Annotated in this window: 13 protein-coding genes and 1 riboswitch; of the genes, 3 read left to right on the forward strand and 10 right to left on the reverse strand. The window is 70.1% G+C overall.

Annotation, left to right across the window (positions count from 1 at the left end):
* Nucleotides 1-205: 205 nt before the first annotated feature.
* Nucleotides 206-329, forward strand: a riboswitch (cobalamin riboswitch).
* A gap of 136 nt (nucleotides 330-465) precedes the next feature.
* The 3 genes from ACQKIP_RS21800 (at nucleotide 466) to ACQKIP_RS21810 (ending at nucleotide 5,143) form a co-directional block, all read left to right on the forward strand.
* Nucleotides 466-2,862, forward strand: coding sequence for a ribonucleoside-diphosphate reductase subunit alpha (locus tag ACQKIP_RS21800; RefSeq protein WP_365860549.1), 2,397 nt, complete (start codon nucleotides 466-468; stop codon nucleotides 2,860-2,862).
* The gene (locus ACQKIP_RS21805) at nucleotides 2,862-3,884 is read left to right on the forward strand and encodes a ribonucleotide-diphosphate reductase subunit beta (protein ID WP_365860548.1); all 1,023 of its coding nucleotides are present in this window, start codon (nucleotides 2,862-2,864) and stop codon (nucleotides 3,882-3,884) included. Before ACQKIP_RS21800 ends, ACQKIP_RS21805 begins: the two co-directional genes overlap by 1 nt.
* A 236-nt stretch (nucleotides 3,885-4,120) precedes the next feature.
* Nucleotides 4,121-5,143 (forward strand): helix-turn-helix domain-containing protein, encoded by a 1,023-nt coding sequence (locus tag ACQKIP_RS21810; RefSeq protein WP_365860547.1) that lies wholly within the window; start codon nucleotides 4,121-4,123, stop codon nucleotides 5,141-5,143.
* Here the strand turns inward: ACQKIP_RS21810 and ACQKIP_RS21815 are convergent.
* The 10 genes from ACQKIP_RS21815 to ACQKIP_RS21860 form a co-directional block, all read right to left on the reverse strand.
* Complete coding sequence (locus ACQKIP_RS21815) at nucleotides 5,097-6,443, reverse strand: cytochrome P450 (RefSeq protein ID WP_365860546.1); 1,347 nt, start codon at nucleotides 6,441-6,443, stop codon at nucleotides 5,097-5,099. The genes ACQKIP_RS21810 and ACQKIP_RS21815 overlap by 47 nt on opposite strands.
* Nucleotides 6,440-7,576, reverse strand: a complete 1,137-nt coding sequence (cyc1, locus tag ACQKIP_RS21820; protein WP_365860545.1) for an epi-isozizaene synthase — start codon at nucleotides 7,574-7,576, stop codon at nucleotides 6,440-6,442. The genes ACQKIP_RS21815 and cyc1 overlap by 4 nt, the downstream gene beginning before the upstream one ends.
* A gap of 300 nt (nucleotides 7,577-7,876) precedes the next feature.
* On the reverse strand, nucleotides 7,877-8,527 hold the full coding sequence (gene def / locus ACQKIP_RS21825) for a peptide deformylase (protein WP_365860544.1): 651 nt from the start codon (nucleotides 8,525-8,527) through the stop codon (nucleotides 7,877-7,879).
* 63 nt (nucleotides 8,528-8,590) lie between these two features.
* Entirely contained in the window at nucleotides 8,591-9,571 is a 981-nt protein-coding gene (locus ACQKIP_RS21830; protein ID WP_361181599.1) for a tetratricopeptide repeat protein, read from the reverse strand.
* 103 nt (nucleotides 9,572-9,674) lie between these two features.
* Entirely contained in the window at nucleotides 9,675-10,898 is a 1,224-nt protein-coding gene (locus tag ACQKIP_RS21835) for an HD-GYP domain-containing protein (RefSeq protein ID WP_427743825.1), read from the reverse strand.
* A gap of 83 nt (nucleotides 10,899-10,981) precedes the next feature.
* Entirely contained in the window at nucleotides 10,982-12,325 is a 1,344-nt protein-coding gene (locus ACQKIP_RS21840) for an HD-GYP domain-containing protein (protein ID WP_365860542.1), read from the reverse strand.
* 200 nt (nucleotides 12,326-12,525) lie between these two features.
* A complete protein-coding gene (gene rsrA / locus ACQKIP_RS21845; protein WP_365860541.1) occupies nucleotides 12,526-12,870 on the reverse strand; it encodes a mycothiol system anti-sigma-R factor in 345 nt (114 codons plus the stop codon).
* Complete coding sequence (locus ACQKIP_RS21850; RefSeq protein ID WP_361181605.1) at nucleotides 12,867-13,547, reverse strand: sigma-70 family RNA polymerase sigma factor; 681 nt, start codon at nucleotides 13,545-13,547, stop codon at nucleotides 12,867-12,869. Before ACQKIP_RS21850 ends, rsrA begins: the two co-directional genes overlap by 4 nt.
* A 221-nt stretch (nucleotides 13,548-13,768) precedes the next feature.
* Nucleotides 13,769-14,440, reverse strand: a complete 672-nt coding sequence (locus tag ACQKIP_RS21855) for an alpha/beta hydrolase family protein (protein ID WP_365860540.1) — start codon at nucleotides 14,438-14,440, stop codon at nucleotides 13,769-13,771.
* A 1-nt stretch (nucleotide 14,441) separates the two neighbouring features.
* Nucleotides 14,442-15,223, reverse strand: a 782-nt coding sequence (locus tag ACQKIP_RS21860; RefSeq protein ID WP_427743828.1) for an SOS response-associated peptidase, incomplete at its 5' end; no start/stop codon positions are given.

Genomic DNA, 15,223 nt, shown 5'->3' on the forward strand with positions numbered 1-15,223 from the left:
CGGATCGGCCGTCTTCACCTGGTCCTCGCCGCCACCGCACGCGCTGAGCAGCGTCATCAACAGCGCGGCACAACCCGCGACCCGAGCTCGCACACCGACTCCCCCCGTTGGGCCTTCAGTTCGGCCTCCAGTTCGGCCGCCACCCTAGGGGATGCACACACCGACACAAGATATGGGGCTGCCGCTCAGAGCCAGCACAAGATGTATGCTCGTGCTCGCTGTCGCCGCAGGGGAATCCGGTGCAAGTCCGGAACTGTCCCGCAACGGTGTATGAGTACGCATTTGTCGTACCCATGAGTCCGAGGACCTGTCGACAGTGCACCCGTTCCGTCCGGTTCGGGTGCCGACGACGTCCGGGCCTCGTGGAATGGGCTGGTGGACGCGGAGCGCAGCCCTGCCCGGCTGCGGCCCCCGTGTGTCACTCCTGCCCTCCTCAAGGCTCCGAGCCGAGCGAGGGAGTGCTCCGTGACCATCGCGCCAGCCGAACCTGCGTCAGCGCAGACCACCGACGGTCAGCAGACCGCCGACGGCCCGGGAACCGCGCTGCTGCGTACCCTGACCGAACTGACCGCCGACCTCCCCGACGCCGACCCCGGCAGAGTCGCCGCCGCCGCGCTGCGGGGCCGCTCGGCCAGGGCCGATGTGGCGGAGCTGCGGGAGCTGGCGACCGAGGCGGCTGCCGGGCTCATCTCCGAGGACCCGACGTATTCGCAGCTGGCGGCCAGGCTGCTGACCCTCAGCATCCGCGACGAGGCCGCGTCGCAGGGCGTGCGCAGCTTCTCCGACTCGGTGGCCGTGGGGCATCGCGAGGGCCTGATCGCGGACCGCACCGCCGCGTTCGCGGTGGACCACGCACAGCGCCTCGACGGTCTCGTGGACGCCGCGATCGAGGACGGCGCCGACTTCCGGTTCGGTTACTTCGGCCTGCGCACCCTGCACAGCCGCTATCTCCTGCGCCACCCGATCACCCGGCACGTCATCGAGACCCCGCAGCACTTCATGCTGCGCGTCGCGAGCGGCCTCGCCGAGGACGGCACCGCGCGCTCGGTGGACGAAGTCGCCGCCCTGTACCGCCTGATGAGCCGCCTGGACTACCTGCCGTCCTCGCCGACGCTCTTCAACTCCGGCACCCGCCACCCGCAGATGTCCTCCTGCTACCTCCTCGACTCCCCGCTGGACGAGCTGGACTCCATCTACGACCGCTACCACCAGGTCGCGCGCCTCTCCAAGCACGCGGGCGGCATCGGCCTCTCGTACTCCCGCATCCGCGCCCGCGGTTCGCTGATCCGCGGCACGAACGGGCACTCCAACGGCATCGTGCCGTTCCTGAAGACCCTGGACGCCTCGGTCGCCGCCGTGAACCAGGGCGGGCGCCGCAAGGGTGCCGCCGCGGTGTACCTGGAGACGTGGCACTCCGACATCGAGGAGTTCCTGGAGCTGCGCGACAACACCGGTGAGGACGCGCGCCGCACGCACAACCTCAACCTCGCGCACTGGATCCCGGACGAGTTCATGCGCCGGGTCGCCGCCGACCAGGACTGGTCGCTGTTCTCCCCCGCCGACGTGCCCGAGCTGGTCGACCTGTGGGGCGACGACTTCGACGCCGCCTACCGCAAGGCCGAGGCCGCCGGGCTCGCCCGCAAGGCCATCCCGGCCCGCGACCTCTACGGCCGCATGATGCGCACCCTCGCACAGACCGGCAACGGCTGGATGACGTTCAAGGACGCCGCCAACCGCACCGCCAACCAGACGGCGGAGCCCGGCCACACGGTCCACTCCTCCAACCTCTGCACGGAGATCCTGGAGGTGACGGACGACGGGGAGACGGCCGTCTGCAACCTGGGCTCGGTGAACCTCGGCGCCTTCGTGGACACGGACGCCGGTGACATCGACTGGCAGCGGCTCGACGAGACCGTCCGTACCGCCGTCACCTTCCTCGACCGCGTGGTGGACATCAACTTCTACCCGACCGAGCAGGCCAGCCGCTCCAACGCCCGGTGGCGGCCGGTGGGCCTGGGCGCGATGGGGCTCCAGGACGTCTTCTTCCAGCTGAAGCTGCCCTTCGACTCCCCCGCCGCCCGCGCCCTGTCGACGCGCATCGCCGAGCGCATCATGCTCGCCGCGTACGAGGCATCGGCCGACCTCGCCGAGCGCAACGGCCCCGTGCCCGCCTGGGAGAAGACCCGCACCGCGCGCGGCGTCCTGCACCCCGACCACTACGGCGTCGAGCTGACCTGGCCGGAGCGCTGGGCAGCGCTGCGGGAACGTATCGCCACGACCGGCATGCGCAACTCGCTGCTCCTGGCCATCGCGCCGACCGCCACCATCGCGTCCATCGCGGGCGTCTACGAGTGCATCGAGCCGCAGGTCTCCAACCTCTTCAAGCGCGAGACGCTGTCCGGCGAGTTCCTCCAGGTCAACTCCTACCTGGTGCGGGAGCTGAAACGCCTCGGCGTCTGGGACGCCCAGACCCGCGAGGCGCTGCGCGAGTCCAACGGCTCCGTGCAGGGCTTCGGCTGGATCCCCGCCGAGGTGCGCGAGCTCTACCGCACCGCGTGGGAGATCCCGCAGCGCGGCCTGATCGACATGGCCGCCGCGCGCACCCCGTTCCTGGACCAGGCGCAGTCCCTGAACCTGTTCCTGGAGACGCCGACCATCGGCAAGCTCTCCTCGATGTACGCCTACGCCTGGCAGCAGGGTCTGAAGACCACGTACTACCTGCGTTCGCGCCCGGCGACGCGCATCGCCCGCGCGGCGGCCGGCAAGGCCGCCGAGCCCGCCCCCGTTCCCGCGCAGGCCACGGCCGAAGAGGCCGTCGCCTGCTCCCTGGAAAACCCCGAGTCCTGCGAGGCCTGCCAGTAATGTCCAGCACCACCAACTCCGAGAAGAACCTGCTCGACCCGGGCTTCGAGCTGACCCTGCGTCCCATGCGCTACCCGGACTTCTACGAGCGCTACCGGGACGCGATCAAGAACACCTGGACCGTCGAGGAGGTCGACCTCCACTCGGACGTCGCCGACCTGGCCAAGCTCTCGCCGGGCGAGCAGCACATGATCGGCCGCCTGGTCGCGTTCTTCGCGACGGGTGACTCGATCGTCTCCAACAACCTGGTGCTCACGCTCTACAAGCACATCAACTCCCCCGAGGCCCGGCTCTACCTGAGCCGCCAGCTCTTCGAGGAGGCCGTGCACGTCCAGTTCTATCTGACGCTGCTCGACACCTATCTGCCCGACCCGGAGGACCGCGCCGCCGCCTTCGACGCGGTCGAGGAGATCCCCTCGATCCGCGAGAAGGCGGAGTTCTGCTTCAAGTGGATCAACGAGGTCGAGAAGCTGGACCGCCTGGAGACGCAGGCCGACCGCCGCCGCTTCCTGCTCAACCTCATCTGCTTCGCGGCCTGCATCGAGGGCCTCTTCTTCTACGGTGCCTTCGCCTACGTCTACTGGTTCCGCTCGCGCGGTCTGCTGCACGGCCTGGCGACCGGCACGAACTGGGTGTTCCGCGACGAGACGATGCACATGAGCTTCGCGTTCGACGTCGTCGACACCGTCCGCAAGGAGGAGCCGGAGCTCTTCGACGACGCCCTTCAGGCGCAGGTCACGGACATGCTCAAGGAGGCCGTCGAGGCCGAGTTGCAGTTCGCGCGCGACCTGTGCGGCGACGGCCTGCCCGGCATGAACACCGACTCCATGCGCGAGTACCTCCAGTGCGTCGCCGACCAGCGGCTCCAGCGGCTCGGGTTCGCGCCGGTCTACGGCTCGTCAAACCCGTTCTCGTTCATGGAGCTCCAGGGAGTCCAGGAGTTGACCAACTTCTTCGAGCGGCGACCTTCGGCCTACCAGGTCGCGGTCGAGGGTTCGGTCTCCTTCGACGACGAGTTCTAGCCCCGCCGGGCCGCGGGTGGCGGCGGACGCCGCCTCCCGCAGCTCGCGGTCGATCCGGCGGTCGTGGACGTACCCGACGAGCGAGGGTGCGGCCAGGAGAAGGAGGACGGTCAGGACGGTCGCGTAATCGAGGATTGCGTTCATGTCCTCACTGTCCTGCGCGCCGGACGGACGCGTCAGTGGCAGGACTGCCACACACCATCGACTTACTGCCAGCCCTGCGGCACACTGCCGCCATGGTGGATTCCGGAACTCTGCAGAACGTGGCCGTCGTCCTGCTCGACGGCGTGAACCCCTTCGAACTCGGCGTCGTCTGCGAGGTGTTCGGCCTCGACCGGAGCGAGGACGGCCTTCCCGTGTACGACTTCGCGGTGGTCGCCGGGGAGAGCGGGCCCCTGAGCAATCACGCCGGGTTCACGGTCACCACGCAGTACGGCCTCGACCGGCTCGAAGAGGCCGACCTCATCGCCGTCCCCGCAGGCCAGTCGTTCGCGGACCGCGACTACCCCGGGGATCTGCTCGCCGCCCTGCGCCGCGCGGTGGACCGCGGGGCCCGCGTCCTGTCCGTCTGCTCCGGCGTCTTCGTGCTCGGCGCCGCGGGGCTGCTCGACGGCCGCCGCTGCGCCGTGCACTGGCGGCACGCCACGGAACTGGCCGTGCAGTATCCGCGCGCCCGGGTCGAGCCCGATGTCCTGTACGTGGACGAGGGGCCGGTCATCACGTCGGCGGGCACCGCCGCCGGGATCGACGCCTGCCTGCACATCGTGCGCCAGGCGCACGGCATCGAGGTCGGCAACGCCATCGCCCGGCGCATGGTCGTGCCGCCCCACCGCGACGGCGGGCAGGCCCAGTTCGTCGAGCGCCCCCTGCCGCGCACGCAGTGCGACACCGTGGGCGGGGTGCTCGCCTGGATGGAGCGCCATCTGGACGCGGACGACATCACCGTCGAGCGGCTCGCCGAGCGCGCGCACATGTCGCCGCGCACCTTCGCGCGCCGCTTCCAGCAGGAGACCGGCACCACGCCCTACCGCTGGCTTCTGCGCCAACGGGTCGTTTTCGCCCAGGAGTTGCTGGAGGGTTCGGACGAGACGGTGGACGCCATCGCCGGGCGTGCCGGTTTCGGCAACGCCGCGGCGATGCGCCATCAGTTCCTGCGGGCGCTCGGCACCACACCGAACGCCTACCGCCGGACCTTCCGCGGCCCGGTGGCCGTCAGCGCCGCTCTGCCCGCAGAACGAGCTTCTTCGGTTGCAGGGTGATGCCGATCTTCGTCTCGGCGTCGGTCTCCGCGACCGGTGCCAGGTGCCACTTCGGGGCCACAGTGGCCAGAATGATGGCGAGTTCCGCCAGGCTGAAATGGTCACCCGGGCACTTGCGGTTACCGGTGCCGAACGGCATCATCGCGAACTCCGGCACGTCAGAAGCCCGTTCCGGATTCCAGCGGTCCGGGTCGAACCGCAGATGCTGCTCGAAGGAACGCGGATCGCGCTGCATCGCGTACACGCTGTAGACGATGTCGGCGTCGGCCGGAATTCGATAGCCACCCAGGTTGGTTTCGCCCACCGACCGGCGTGTGAATATCCAGGCCGCCGGTTGTATACGCATGGCCTCGGTGACGACATTCCGCGTGTGCGGAAGGTCCTTGAGGTCGGCGAATGTGATCTCCCGGTCCGGCGCGACGGCCTTTACTTCTTCAACCAATCGCCTTTCCTGCTCGGGGTGTTCGGCCAGCAGATGGAACGTCCACGCCAGGGTCGACGCGATATTCTCGGCGCCCGCCACGATGAGGGAGACCACATGGTCGTGGACTTCTTGATCGCTGAGCGGCTGCCCTGATTCATCGCGTGCCCGAAGCATTTCGGCCAACAAGTCGTCCCGCTCCGCGTCCGCCGCCCGGCCGGCGGCGATGATCTCGTCGACCACCGCGTGCAGATCGGCCAGCGCGCTCTGGAACCGCCGGTTGCCCTGGGTCGGCACGCGGTACAGCGGCCCGACCGAGAGGACCATCCTGCGGTAGAGCCCCTCGAAGACGGTGTGCAGCGACTCGGCGATGCGGTCCGCCTTCTCGCCGATCGCGTCGACCTCCAGGAGCGAGCGCGAGATGACGCGCACGGCCGTGCGGAACATCTCGGAGCCTATGTCGACCGTTTCGCCCGGGCCCCAGCGTGCGGCCGTGGCACGGGCTTCCTCCTCCATCACTTTGGCGTAGTCCGCGATCCGCTCGCGCTTGAACGCGGGCTGCATCATGCGCCGCTGCCGCCGGTGCAGCTTCCCGTTGCTGGTCGCCACGCCCTTGCCCAGGAGGACCTCCAGGGTGTCCCAGAGCGGCCCTCCGACGATGTAGTCGGGGCTCCGCAGGAGCTGCCCGACGAGCTCCGGGTCGCAGACCGCGTACGCCGTCTTGGGTCCCAGCCTGATCCGTACGAGATCACCGTGGTCCCGCAGTGCGGCGAAGAAGCCGAGCGGGTCGCGCACGAGACTCCAGGCGTGGCCGATGAGCGGGGCGCCGCCGCTGACGAGCGGGGGAATTGCCGCGGGTATGACGGATTCGACGCTCATTCCTCACCTACCAATTCAATTTCGGCCATGTCGCTGATTCCTGTTTCGCCGATCGCCGCGTCGCTCACGTACGGAGGAATGGACCGGTCGTCCCAGCTGTCCACCCGATAGCGGCCGGATTCATGATGGAACCAGTACACGGACGAGAACCAGTTCCGCATGTTGAAGACGCAGGATTCCACCGCGTCCGAGAGTTTCTTTCCGTGTGCACTTCCGTCCGCCAGCTGACCTGCGAGCCGCAGTACTTCTTTTTCCGCCGCGAGGAAATCCGATATGCATCGGGTCACCCGGCGGTGCACTTCCGCAACGGCTTCTTCGAGGGAAAGGCCCTCGTGCTGGATCAGACTGATCCCGAGATTGTGCAGTTCGTCTCCCGCGAGTTCTTTGGGGAGCGAGCAGAGGTCGTTGTACCAGGCGGAGAAATCCTGCGTGGCGAGCGCGGCCCGCCGGTACGCCGGATGCTTGCGCACCTCCCTCGGCAGCTCGTGCCGTGCCGTGGGTTCGAGGAGGTCGATCCACGCCCAGTGCGCGAACGTCAGCCTGCGCAGCTCGATGTAGGCCTCGACCGTGGGGACCGTGCCGGTCCTGCGGTTCCTGAACTCCAGGTCGTACGCCTCGATCACGCTGTGGAAATGCCGGGCGAACCGGGCGTTCCAGCTGGGGCCGAGCTGCGAGTACAGCCGCAGGACGCAGTCGGCGAACCCCGCGACCAGAGGGTCACGGTGGTGCAGTTGCTGCCGGGGCGCCCGGAGCGTCTCGTGCAGGCCCCGGCACAGCCGCCGCCACTGCGCCGCCCTGCCGTGCACCGAGTCGCGGTCGTGCCGGTCGTCCCACGCGAAGAACCAACTGCTGAGGTCGGCTATCGCGCTGAGCAACTCGTCCGGCGCGCCAATGTAGTACCCGGCCACCAGGTCCGTGTAGCACAGGCTGTCGGCGTACCGCTCCACCTTGTCCGGGGGCATCAGCCGCATTTCGCGCAGCCATGTCCTGGACTTTTCCTGAAGCTTCGGCCAATACGGATGTAGCCGTCGTGGGAAATCTGCCTCGATCACCGGGAGTGCCAGCGCCGGCGGCACGGAGACCGCCGGTGTCTGTGGCTGTGTCGGTGAAGTGCCATATGAATATGCAGGCACGAACAAGCCCCTCTCAGCCGCCTGAGGACGCACGCCCCTCCCGCCGTACCGGGCGCGCGCCGTTGCGTATCCCCGCGCTTTCCATTCAGCACCACAACTGACCGTTCAGGGAACAGATTTGCGCCATTCACTACCCCCCAACGCCGAAAAAATCCCCCTACGTGACTGATTATGGATCACCACAAGCCTGTTTTGCTCGCACAACTGACCGGCCAATGCGAACGGCCCCCGGACGGGAGGGAGTTCCCGACCAGGGGCCGCAGGTGGCAGGCGGTGCGCGCGTGCCTGAAGTTGACTGTCTCAGTCGTTGGACACCACGGGGTAGCGCGGTGTGCCCTCTTCCATCTGCCGCAGCGCGTCCTTGCGGTCGCGCTTGGAGAGGCGGTCGATGTAGAGGTAGCCGTACAGGTGGTCCGTCTCGTGCTGGAGGCAGCGCGAGAAGTAGCCGGTGCCCCGCACCTTGATCGGGTTGCCCTTCTCGTCCTGCCCGGTCACCTCGGCGTAGTCCGGGCGGGCCAGCTCGGCGTAGGCCGTGGGCACCGAGAGGCAGCCCTCGTTCGAGTCGTCCAGGCGGCGGCGCTCCGCGGGCAGGTCGCGCACCACGGGGTTGCAGACCGCGCCGACGTGCCGCTTGCCCTCGTCGTCCATGCAGTCGTAGACGAAGACCTTCAGGTCGACGCCGATCTGGTTGGCGGCAAGGCCCACGCCCTCGGCGGTCCGCTGGCTGGCGAACATGTCGGCGACGAGCTGCTCGAGGTCGGCGTCGAAGGCGGTGACGTCCTTGCACTCCTTGTGCAGCACGGGGTTGCCGACGACCGTGATGGGCCGGGACGTGCCGCGCTCGCGCCAGGCCGTCTCCCGCTCCTCGCAGTCCTCCGTGTCGATGACGAAGCCCTCGTCGTCCACGGGGAGGACCCCGCCCGAGGCCTGCTGCTCAGTGTCCTGCGCCATTGTCCGACGTACGCCTTCCTGGGAAACCACAAGAGATGTGCCGGTACAGCCTACGGCCAGGAGTCAGCAGACCTCTTCCAGATCCCGCCAGTCACGGGAGTCCGGGCTGTCCGCCACCCAGCCGTCGAGGAGGCCGCGCACCAGTGCGGCGGGGGCCGCGATGCCGCACTCCCGCTCGGGCACCCACAGGGCGCCCGGGCTGCGGTGACCGAGCGGTCCGGGGTGGCCGGGCTCGCTGTGGTCGTGCGGGTCCAGGTGCTCGCCGTCGCCCTCGTCGCTCGGCATGCGGCTCTCGGAGCACATACGGCAGAGCAGCCGCACGGACGACGACCAGTCCTCGGCCGCGAAGCCCGCGTCCGCCGCGAGTCTCTCCAGGGCGTTCCGGTCGTCCTCGGTGGCGGCCTCCAGGAGAACCACCCAGGTCGGAACCGGTGAGGGCGCCCACAGCTCGATCTCGTCGAAGACGGGATACGAGTCCCCGGCCCCGGTCGTGCGCTCGCCGTGCGGGACGCCGTCGTGCAGCACGACCTCGCCCCAGCGGCGCCCGGAGGAGGGCAGCGGGATGGAGAGCACCTCGATACGGGCGGGGTCGAGCCTGCGCCCCCACACGACCTCGGCCTCGCCCTCGGGCGAGAGCCGCACGGCGGCGCTGCCCAGGTCCATGCCGGTGGGCTCGCCCGACGCGGCCACACCGCCGGGCACCTTCAGGCCGTACGCCTGCCAGGCCCGCCGGGCCAGCGGCCAGTCCTGCAACGCGGTGGCCGCGATGCCCACGTTCCACCAGTCGGGGGCGCCGGCCGACCGGTCGAGCAGCGCGACGGCCCGCAGGCCCGCGGCCCGTGCCTGCTCCCAGTCGTGCCGGAACTTGTGGAGCAGCGCGAGGTTGAACCAGGACTCCGAGAGCCACGGCTCGAGATCCGCCGCGCGGGTCAGAAGTGCGCCCGCGTCCTCGTACCGCCCGTCGCCGATCAGCGTGAAGGCGCGGTCGGTGGCCTGCCGCCATGAGGCGGAGGGCCGGTGCCGTCCCTTGCCGAAGATCCTCACGATTCCCGCCTGCCGGTACTTGAGTTCCTGCGTTCCGATGTGCCCTGAGGGCCCTCTTCGCATCCAACCACGTACGGTCGGACGGCCGCTCATTACCCATGGGTTACCCAACCGGCGGCAAGCTATGACCGCCCCGCGAAAGCACCCGGGCCAGGGCTTCGACGACTTCGGGCTGGTAGTCGCGTCCGGTGCCCAGGCGCAGCCGCTCCAGGGCGTTGAGCGGGCCTCCGGGGCCTTCTGTCCTGGCCATCTCGTCGTACGCGTTGGCTGTCCGCACGATACGGGCGGTGAGCGGTTGCTCGCGGTACGGGTCCGCCTGCCGCTCCACGACCACGGCGACGTCGCCGTTCACCCCCGTCTGACGCACGACGGCGCCCCCGAGCAGCGCGATCCGCCGCTGTTCCGCGTCCGGCAGGGCCGCGGTGGCGCCCGCGGGCACCGGGTCGACGAGGGAGAGCTGCCCGATGTCGTGCATCAGTGCCGCGTACTCCAGGACGGCGAGGTCGGGCGCGGAGAGACCAAGCTCACGCCCCACGGCCCTGCTCAGCGCGGCGACCCGGCGCGCATGGCCCTGCGGGGTGTATCCGGCGATCTCGGTGGACCGGGCGAGCGAGGCGATGGTCTGCCGGTAGGTGGTCCGCACCGCGGCGTACCGCCCGAAGGACAGCTGGGTCAGGAGCAGCGGCAGGCTGAACACCGGCAGCGCCCAGAGCCCCGCCACGGCGACCGCGAGCGCCATGACGGCCCCCGTGGCGCACACGGCGGACCCGATGCCGGGCATGGCCCGGAGCTCGTCGCGCAGGAGCGGTCCGAAGGGCCAGCGGGTGCGGGCGCAGGCCATGGCGGCGGCCAGCACGGCGTCGCACAGGGCGGTCAGGACGAGCAGCGCGACGATGATGACGGCGAAGCCCGGCCCCTGCCCCGCCCACTCCCCCAACTTCCCCGCGTTGTAGAGCGGTTGGAAGCACGCGGCGGCGAAGCCGACCGTGAGCACGCGCCGCGCCACGTGATCGAGGGCGGGTCCTCTGCCGAGCGCCACGTGCGGCACGGCCCCGACGAGCGCGGCGGCGACCACGACGGCGATCACCTGGAACACGCCGTGGTGCGTGGCCCGCCCCCCGACCTCCCCGAGCAGCGCGTAGGCCAGCGCTCCGGCGGCCCCGAGCGGCGCGGGCTCCCGCTCGCTGCCCCCGGCCCCCAGCCGGGCCAGCTCCCCCACCGCGACAAGCCCCCCAAAGGCAAGCGCGACCCCGCCCTCGGCCACCCCGTGCCAGAGAGTCCACCCGAGCCCGACAAGGACGATCAGCCCGGCAGAGCCATAAATCACAGCCCCCACCGTTGTGGGCAGGCGTTCCGCACGGCGGAACGAGTGGGCACAACCCTCACCGCGGGGTTCCGACAGAGCAGCGCTCACCGAGCCCCCGCCCCGGGGACAGCCGCAACACCGGCAGCCCCCAGCCGGGGCCCGGGGACCACCTCCCCGGTATCAGAGGTAACCGCCGGGTCCCACCCGTGCCGATCCAGCGCCCGCCGCAACGCGGCGACCATCGCGGGGTCGAACTGGGACCCAGCGCACCGCGACAACTCGGCCACAGCGGCAGCGACCGGCCGCCCCCTGCGATAGGACCTCGTGGACGTCATGGCGTCGAACGCGTCCGCAACGGCCACCACCCGCGCGAACTCCGGGATCTGCTGCCCCACGAGCCCGTAGGGATAGCCGCTCCCGTCGATCCGCTCGTGGTGGTGCAGGATCGCCGCCCGCGCCTCCCCGAGGAAGCCGATGCCCCGGACCATCTCGTGTCCGTACTCGGGATGCAGCTCGATGACCCGCCGCTCCTCGGGGGTCAGCGGCCCGTCCTTGCGCAGCAGCCGGGTCGGCACACCGAGTTTGCCCACGTCGTGCAGGATTCCGGCGAACCGCAGGCTCTCCACCCGCTCGTCCGCCATCTCCAGCTCGCGGGCGATCAGCACCGAGGCGTGCCCCACGCGCTCGCTGTGCCCGCGGGTGTACCGGTCCTTGATGTCGACGGCCTGTACGAGCGCCCTGATCGTGGCCTGGTGGGCGGCCCGCTCCCGGTGGTACTGGGCGAAGACCCAGCAGGAGACCCCCATCGGGAGCAGTACGAGCAGCGCGGCGAGCGGCCCGTACGGACTGCGCCAGAGGACGGCCATCATCAGGCCCGCGAGGCCGTGCACGGCGACCGGCGCGAACGAGCGCGGGAAGAGCCCGCGCCAGGCGGTCCGCACCGGCACGCGCTCCGCGGTGGCCAGGATGCCGCCGTCCAGGACGGTCAGTACGGCGGAGAAGGCGACGACGGCCGCTCCTGCGGGCAGCAGGGCGTACGGGAAGTCGGGCGCGGCCACCGCTCCGGGCCCGCCGAGCGCTCCGTACACCCGGGCGGCGGCCCAGGCGGCCAGGGCGAGTTGGGCCGCACGCCAGACCTTGCGCACCCACCGGGGGCGTCGCTCGACGCTGGTGAGCAGCGCCCCGGGCACCGCGACGAGCGCGGCGGCGGCCGGCGGCAGCAGGAAGACGGCGGCGAGCAGGACGGGGAAGAAGGTGCCGAGGCCGTTGGGTCCGCGGCGGCCGATGACCCGGCACCGCGAAGCCTGCTCGCACCCGGCGTAGAGCCCGGCGAGGAGCCCGATCGCGCCCCAGGGCGTATGCGGGGTCAGCGCGGGCGCGGCGCAGGCGACGCCGGCCAGGGTGACGCACAGGATGTAGGCGCGAGCCCACGGAGCGATGGACCGCATGGCACTGTCTCCTCCCCCGTGACCCCCGATGGCCCCCGTGACGCCCCGGTGACCACGTTCCAAGGTCCGGAGACTAGAACGGTCGCGCCCCGCTCCGAGCGCCGCTCGCGGAAATTGGCACGTTCGAGTGACGGAGAACAGAAAAAAGCAGGTCGTGACGGACTTCCGTCACGACCTGCTCACACTCAACTACCGCAAGATCAGGCTTCCTTGGCCCGCAGCCCCTTGGCCTGCGCTCCGCCGTCGGCGGTGACCGTCTCCACGGTCACGTCATGTTCGGGCACGGCCTCGCCCGAGCGGATGAGGTCGATGCGGCCCATGACCTTGGCGCGCAGGTCGGTCGGCACGTCGTCCTGACCGCAGCAGCGCTTCACCAGCTTCTTGACCGCCTGCTCCAGGCCGTACTTCTCCAGACACGGAGAGCACTCCTCGAAGTGCGTCTCGAACTTGGTGCAGTCGCTGTCCGGCATCTCGTGGTCCAGGAACTCGTACAGATGGTCCAGGACTTCACTGCAATCCGTCTCGTGCGGCTCTCCGCAGCTCATGAGCCTGAGCCTTTCGCTTCGTTCGACGACTCTGAGGCGGCGCCGGCGGGGACGAGGCCGCGGTCACGGGCGTAGTCCTCGAGCATGCCGCGCAGTTGGCGACGGCCGCGGTGCAACCGGGACATCACCGTACCGATGGGTGTCCCCATAATGTCCGCGATCTCCTTGTACGCAAAGCCCTCGACGTCGGCCAGATAGACGGCGATGCGGAATTCCTCGGGGATCGCCTGCAACGCGGACTTCACGTCCGAGTCCGGCAGGTGGTCGAGCGCCTGCGACTCGGCCGAGCGCAGACCGGTGGACATGTGCGACTCGGCCCGTGCGAGCTGCCAGTCCTCGATCTCCTCGGCGGCGCTGCGCTGGGGCTCGCGCTGCTTCTTGCGGTACGAGTTGATGAACGTGTTGGTGAGGATGCGGTACAGCCACGCCTTGAGGTTGGTGCCCTCACGGAACTGGTGGAACGACGCGTACGCCTTGGCGTAGGTCTCCTGCACCAGGTCCTCCGCGTCCGCCGGGTTGCGCGTCATGCGCAGCGCCGCCGAGTACATCTGGTCGAGGAAGCCCAGGGCGTCCCGCTCGAAGCGGGCCGTGCGCTCCGCCGACGTCTCGGCGCTTCCGTCGGGTCGCTCCGCCTGGCCTTGCTCGGCCCCTGCGTCGGTCCCAGTGACCGGACCCACCTCCTCCAAAGACGTGGCAGGACCGAAAGCAGTCCCACTCGAATCGGAGGATAGACGACGATCCGGTCCCGCCGCCGCCCGAATAGGGGCGGCCTTGGGCGCGCTCAGCACCGTCCATTCCAGGTCAGGGGCGCTGGAGCGAGCCGGGCAGATGGTCGAACCCATGCGGCTGACTTCCTCTCGTACCAACAGCGTTTAGCTTCTGTTCGGCACAACAGAGCTCACGCATCCAACATTCCCGTCCATCGGATGACGCCATCCGTGACGAGAGTCATGGCTTCGGCCTCCCCGATCCCGGCGCGTTTGGGAATAGCGAAGCCGTGATCCCCGTGGGGAACCTCCACGAGCTCGTACGTCCCCTGCGGGAACTCGGCGGGCTTCCCGAACGGGTCGTTGCCGCCCTGCACGACGAGGGTGGGCACCCCTGCGCCGAGGAGTTCGTCCGCGCGGGACTTCTCCGGCTTGCCCGGCGGGTGCAGGGGGAAGCTGAGGGCCAGTACGGCGGCTGCGCCCAGCTCGGTGGCGGTGCGGCAGGCCACGCGTGCCCCCGCGCTGCGGCCGCCCGCGATCACCGGGAGGCCGGGCTTCGCCACGGCGGGCCACAGGCCGCGCCATCCCGTGTCGAGGGTCTTGGGAGCGGGCGCCAGCTTCTTGCCCGCCACCCGCCAGGGCTGCTCCACCAGGGCGACGGTGACGCCGTGCGCGGGCAGGGCGGCGGCGATGGCCCGCAGGTCACGGGCCTCGATGCCGCCGCCGGCCCCGTGACTGACGGCCAGCACCATGCGGGCCTTGCCCTTCGGGGCGGGGTGCCAGGTGATGCGCGCCTCACCGGCGTCGGTCTCGACGATCTCGCTCTTGGTACCGCTCGCGGTCCCGCTCTCGCTCTTGGTCACGTCAGAAGAGTGTGCCCTCTTCGGGGCCGTCCAGCTCCTTCAGCAGCTCCGGGCCGTTGTTGCGTACGTTGCTGACCGCCGTCGACACCGGGAAGGCCCGCATCAGGCCGTGCGGCGGCGGCTCCAGGAGGGTGCGCAGGTCCTCGGGGTCCGTGCGCGAGGGGTCGAGCCAGGCGTCCCAGCGGTCCGGCGTCAGCATGAGGGGCATTCGCGGGTGGATGTCGTGCAGCGAGCGCGGGCCTTCCTCCGGGGCGACCGCCAGGGGCGCGGTCTCCGCCTCCGTGGTGATCACCGTGCACGTCACCCACCAGGCGAGGGGGTGCTCGTCCGGCAGCGTCTTGTCGCGCCAGAACTCGTACAGGCCCGCCATCGCGAAGACCGAGCCGTCGGCGGGCGTCACGAAGTACGGCTGCTTGCGGGGGCGCTTCTTCTTGCCCTCGACCTCCAGCTCCCGCTCGCTCGTGCCGGTGACCCACTCGTAGTAGCCGTCGGCCGGGATGACGCAGCGGCGCGACGTGAAGGCCCGGCGGTACGAGGGCTTCTCGTGGACGGTCTCCGCGCGGGCGTTGATCATCCGGGCGCCGCCCTCGGGCGTCTTCGACCAGGACGGGACAAGGCCCCACTTGAGCGTGCGCAGCTGGCGAACCGGGCGGCCCGTGACGGAGGAACTATTTGAAACAGTGTCGGCGTCTTTCAACGGACGGTCCAGGACCGCGTAGACCTCCTTGGTGGGGGCCACGTTGAAATCGGGGGCAAGGGCCTCCTCCGGCTCCCCCTTCTCGA

The organism is Streptomyces sp. NPDC059900, assembly GCF_050270335.1.
Lineage (GTDB): Bacteria > Actinomycetota > Actinomycetes > Streptomycetales > Streptomycetaceae > Streptomyces.

Bases quoted from the DNA above. Each gene is read 5' to 3' on its own strand.
- ACQKIP_RS21805 (WP_365860548.1), top strand. From the start codon at position 2,862: ATGTCCAGCACCACCAACTCCGAGAAGAACCTGCTCGACCCGGGCTTC.
- ACQKIP_RS21810 (WP_365860547.1), top strand. From the start codon at position 4,121: ATGGTGGATTCCGGAACTCTGCAGAACGTGGCCGTCGTCCTGCTCGAC.
- ACQKIP_RS21815 (WP_365860546.1), bottom strand. From the start codon at position 6,443: ATGAGCGTCGAATCCGTCATACCCGCGGCAATTCCCCCGCTCGTCAGC.
- def (WP_365860544.1), bottom strand. From the start codon at position 8,527: ATGGCGCAGGACACTGAGCAGCAGGCCTCGGGCGGGGTCCTCCCCGTG.
- ACQKIP_RS21840 (WP_365860542.1), bottom strand. From the start codon at position 12,325: ATGCGGTCCATCGCTCCGTGGGCTCGCGCCTACATCCTGTGCGTCACC.
- rsrA (WP_365860541.1), bottom strand. From the start codon at position 12,870: ATGAGCTGCGGAGAGCCGCACGAGACGGATTGCAGTGAAGTCCTGGAC.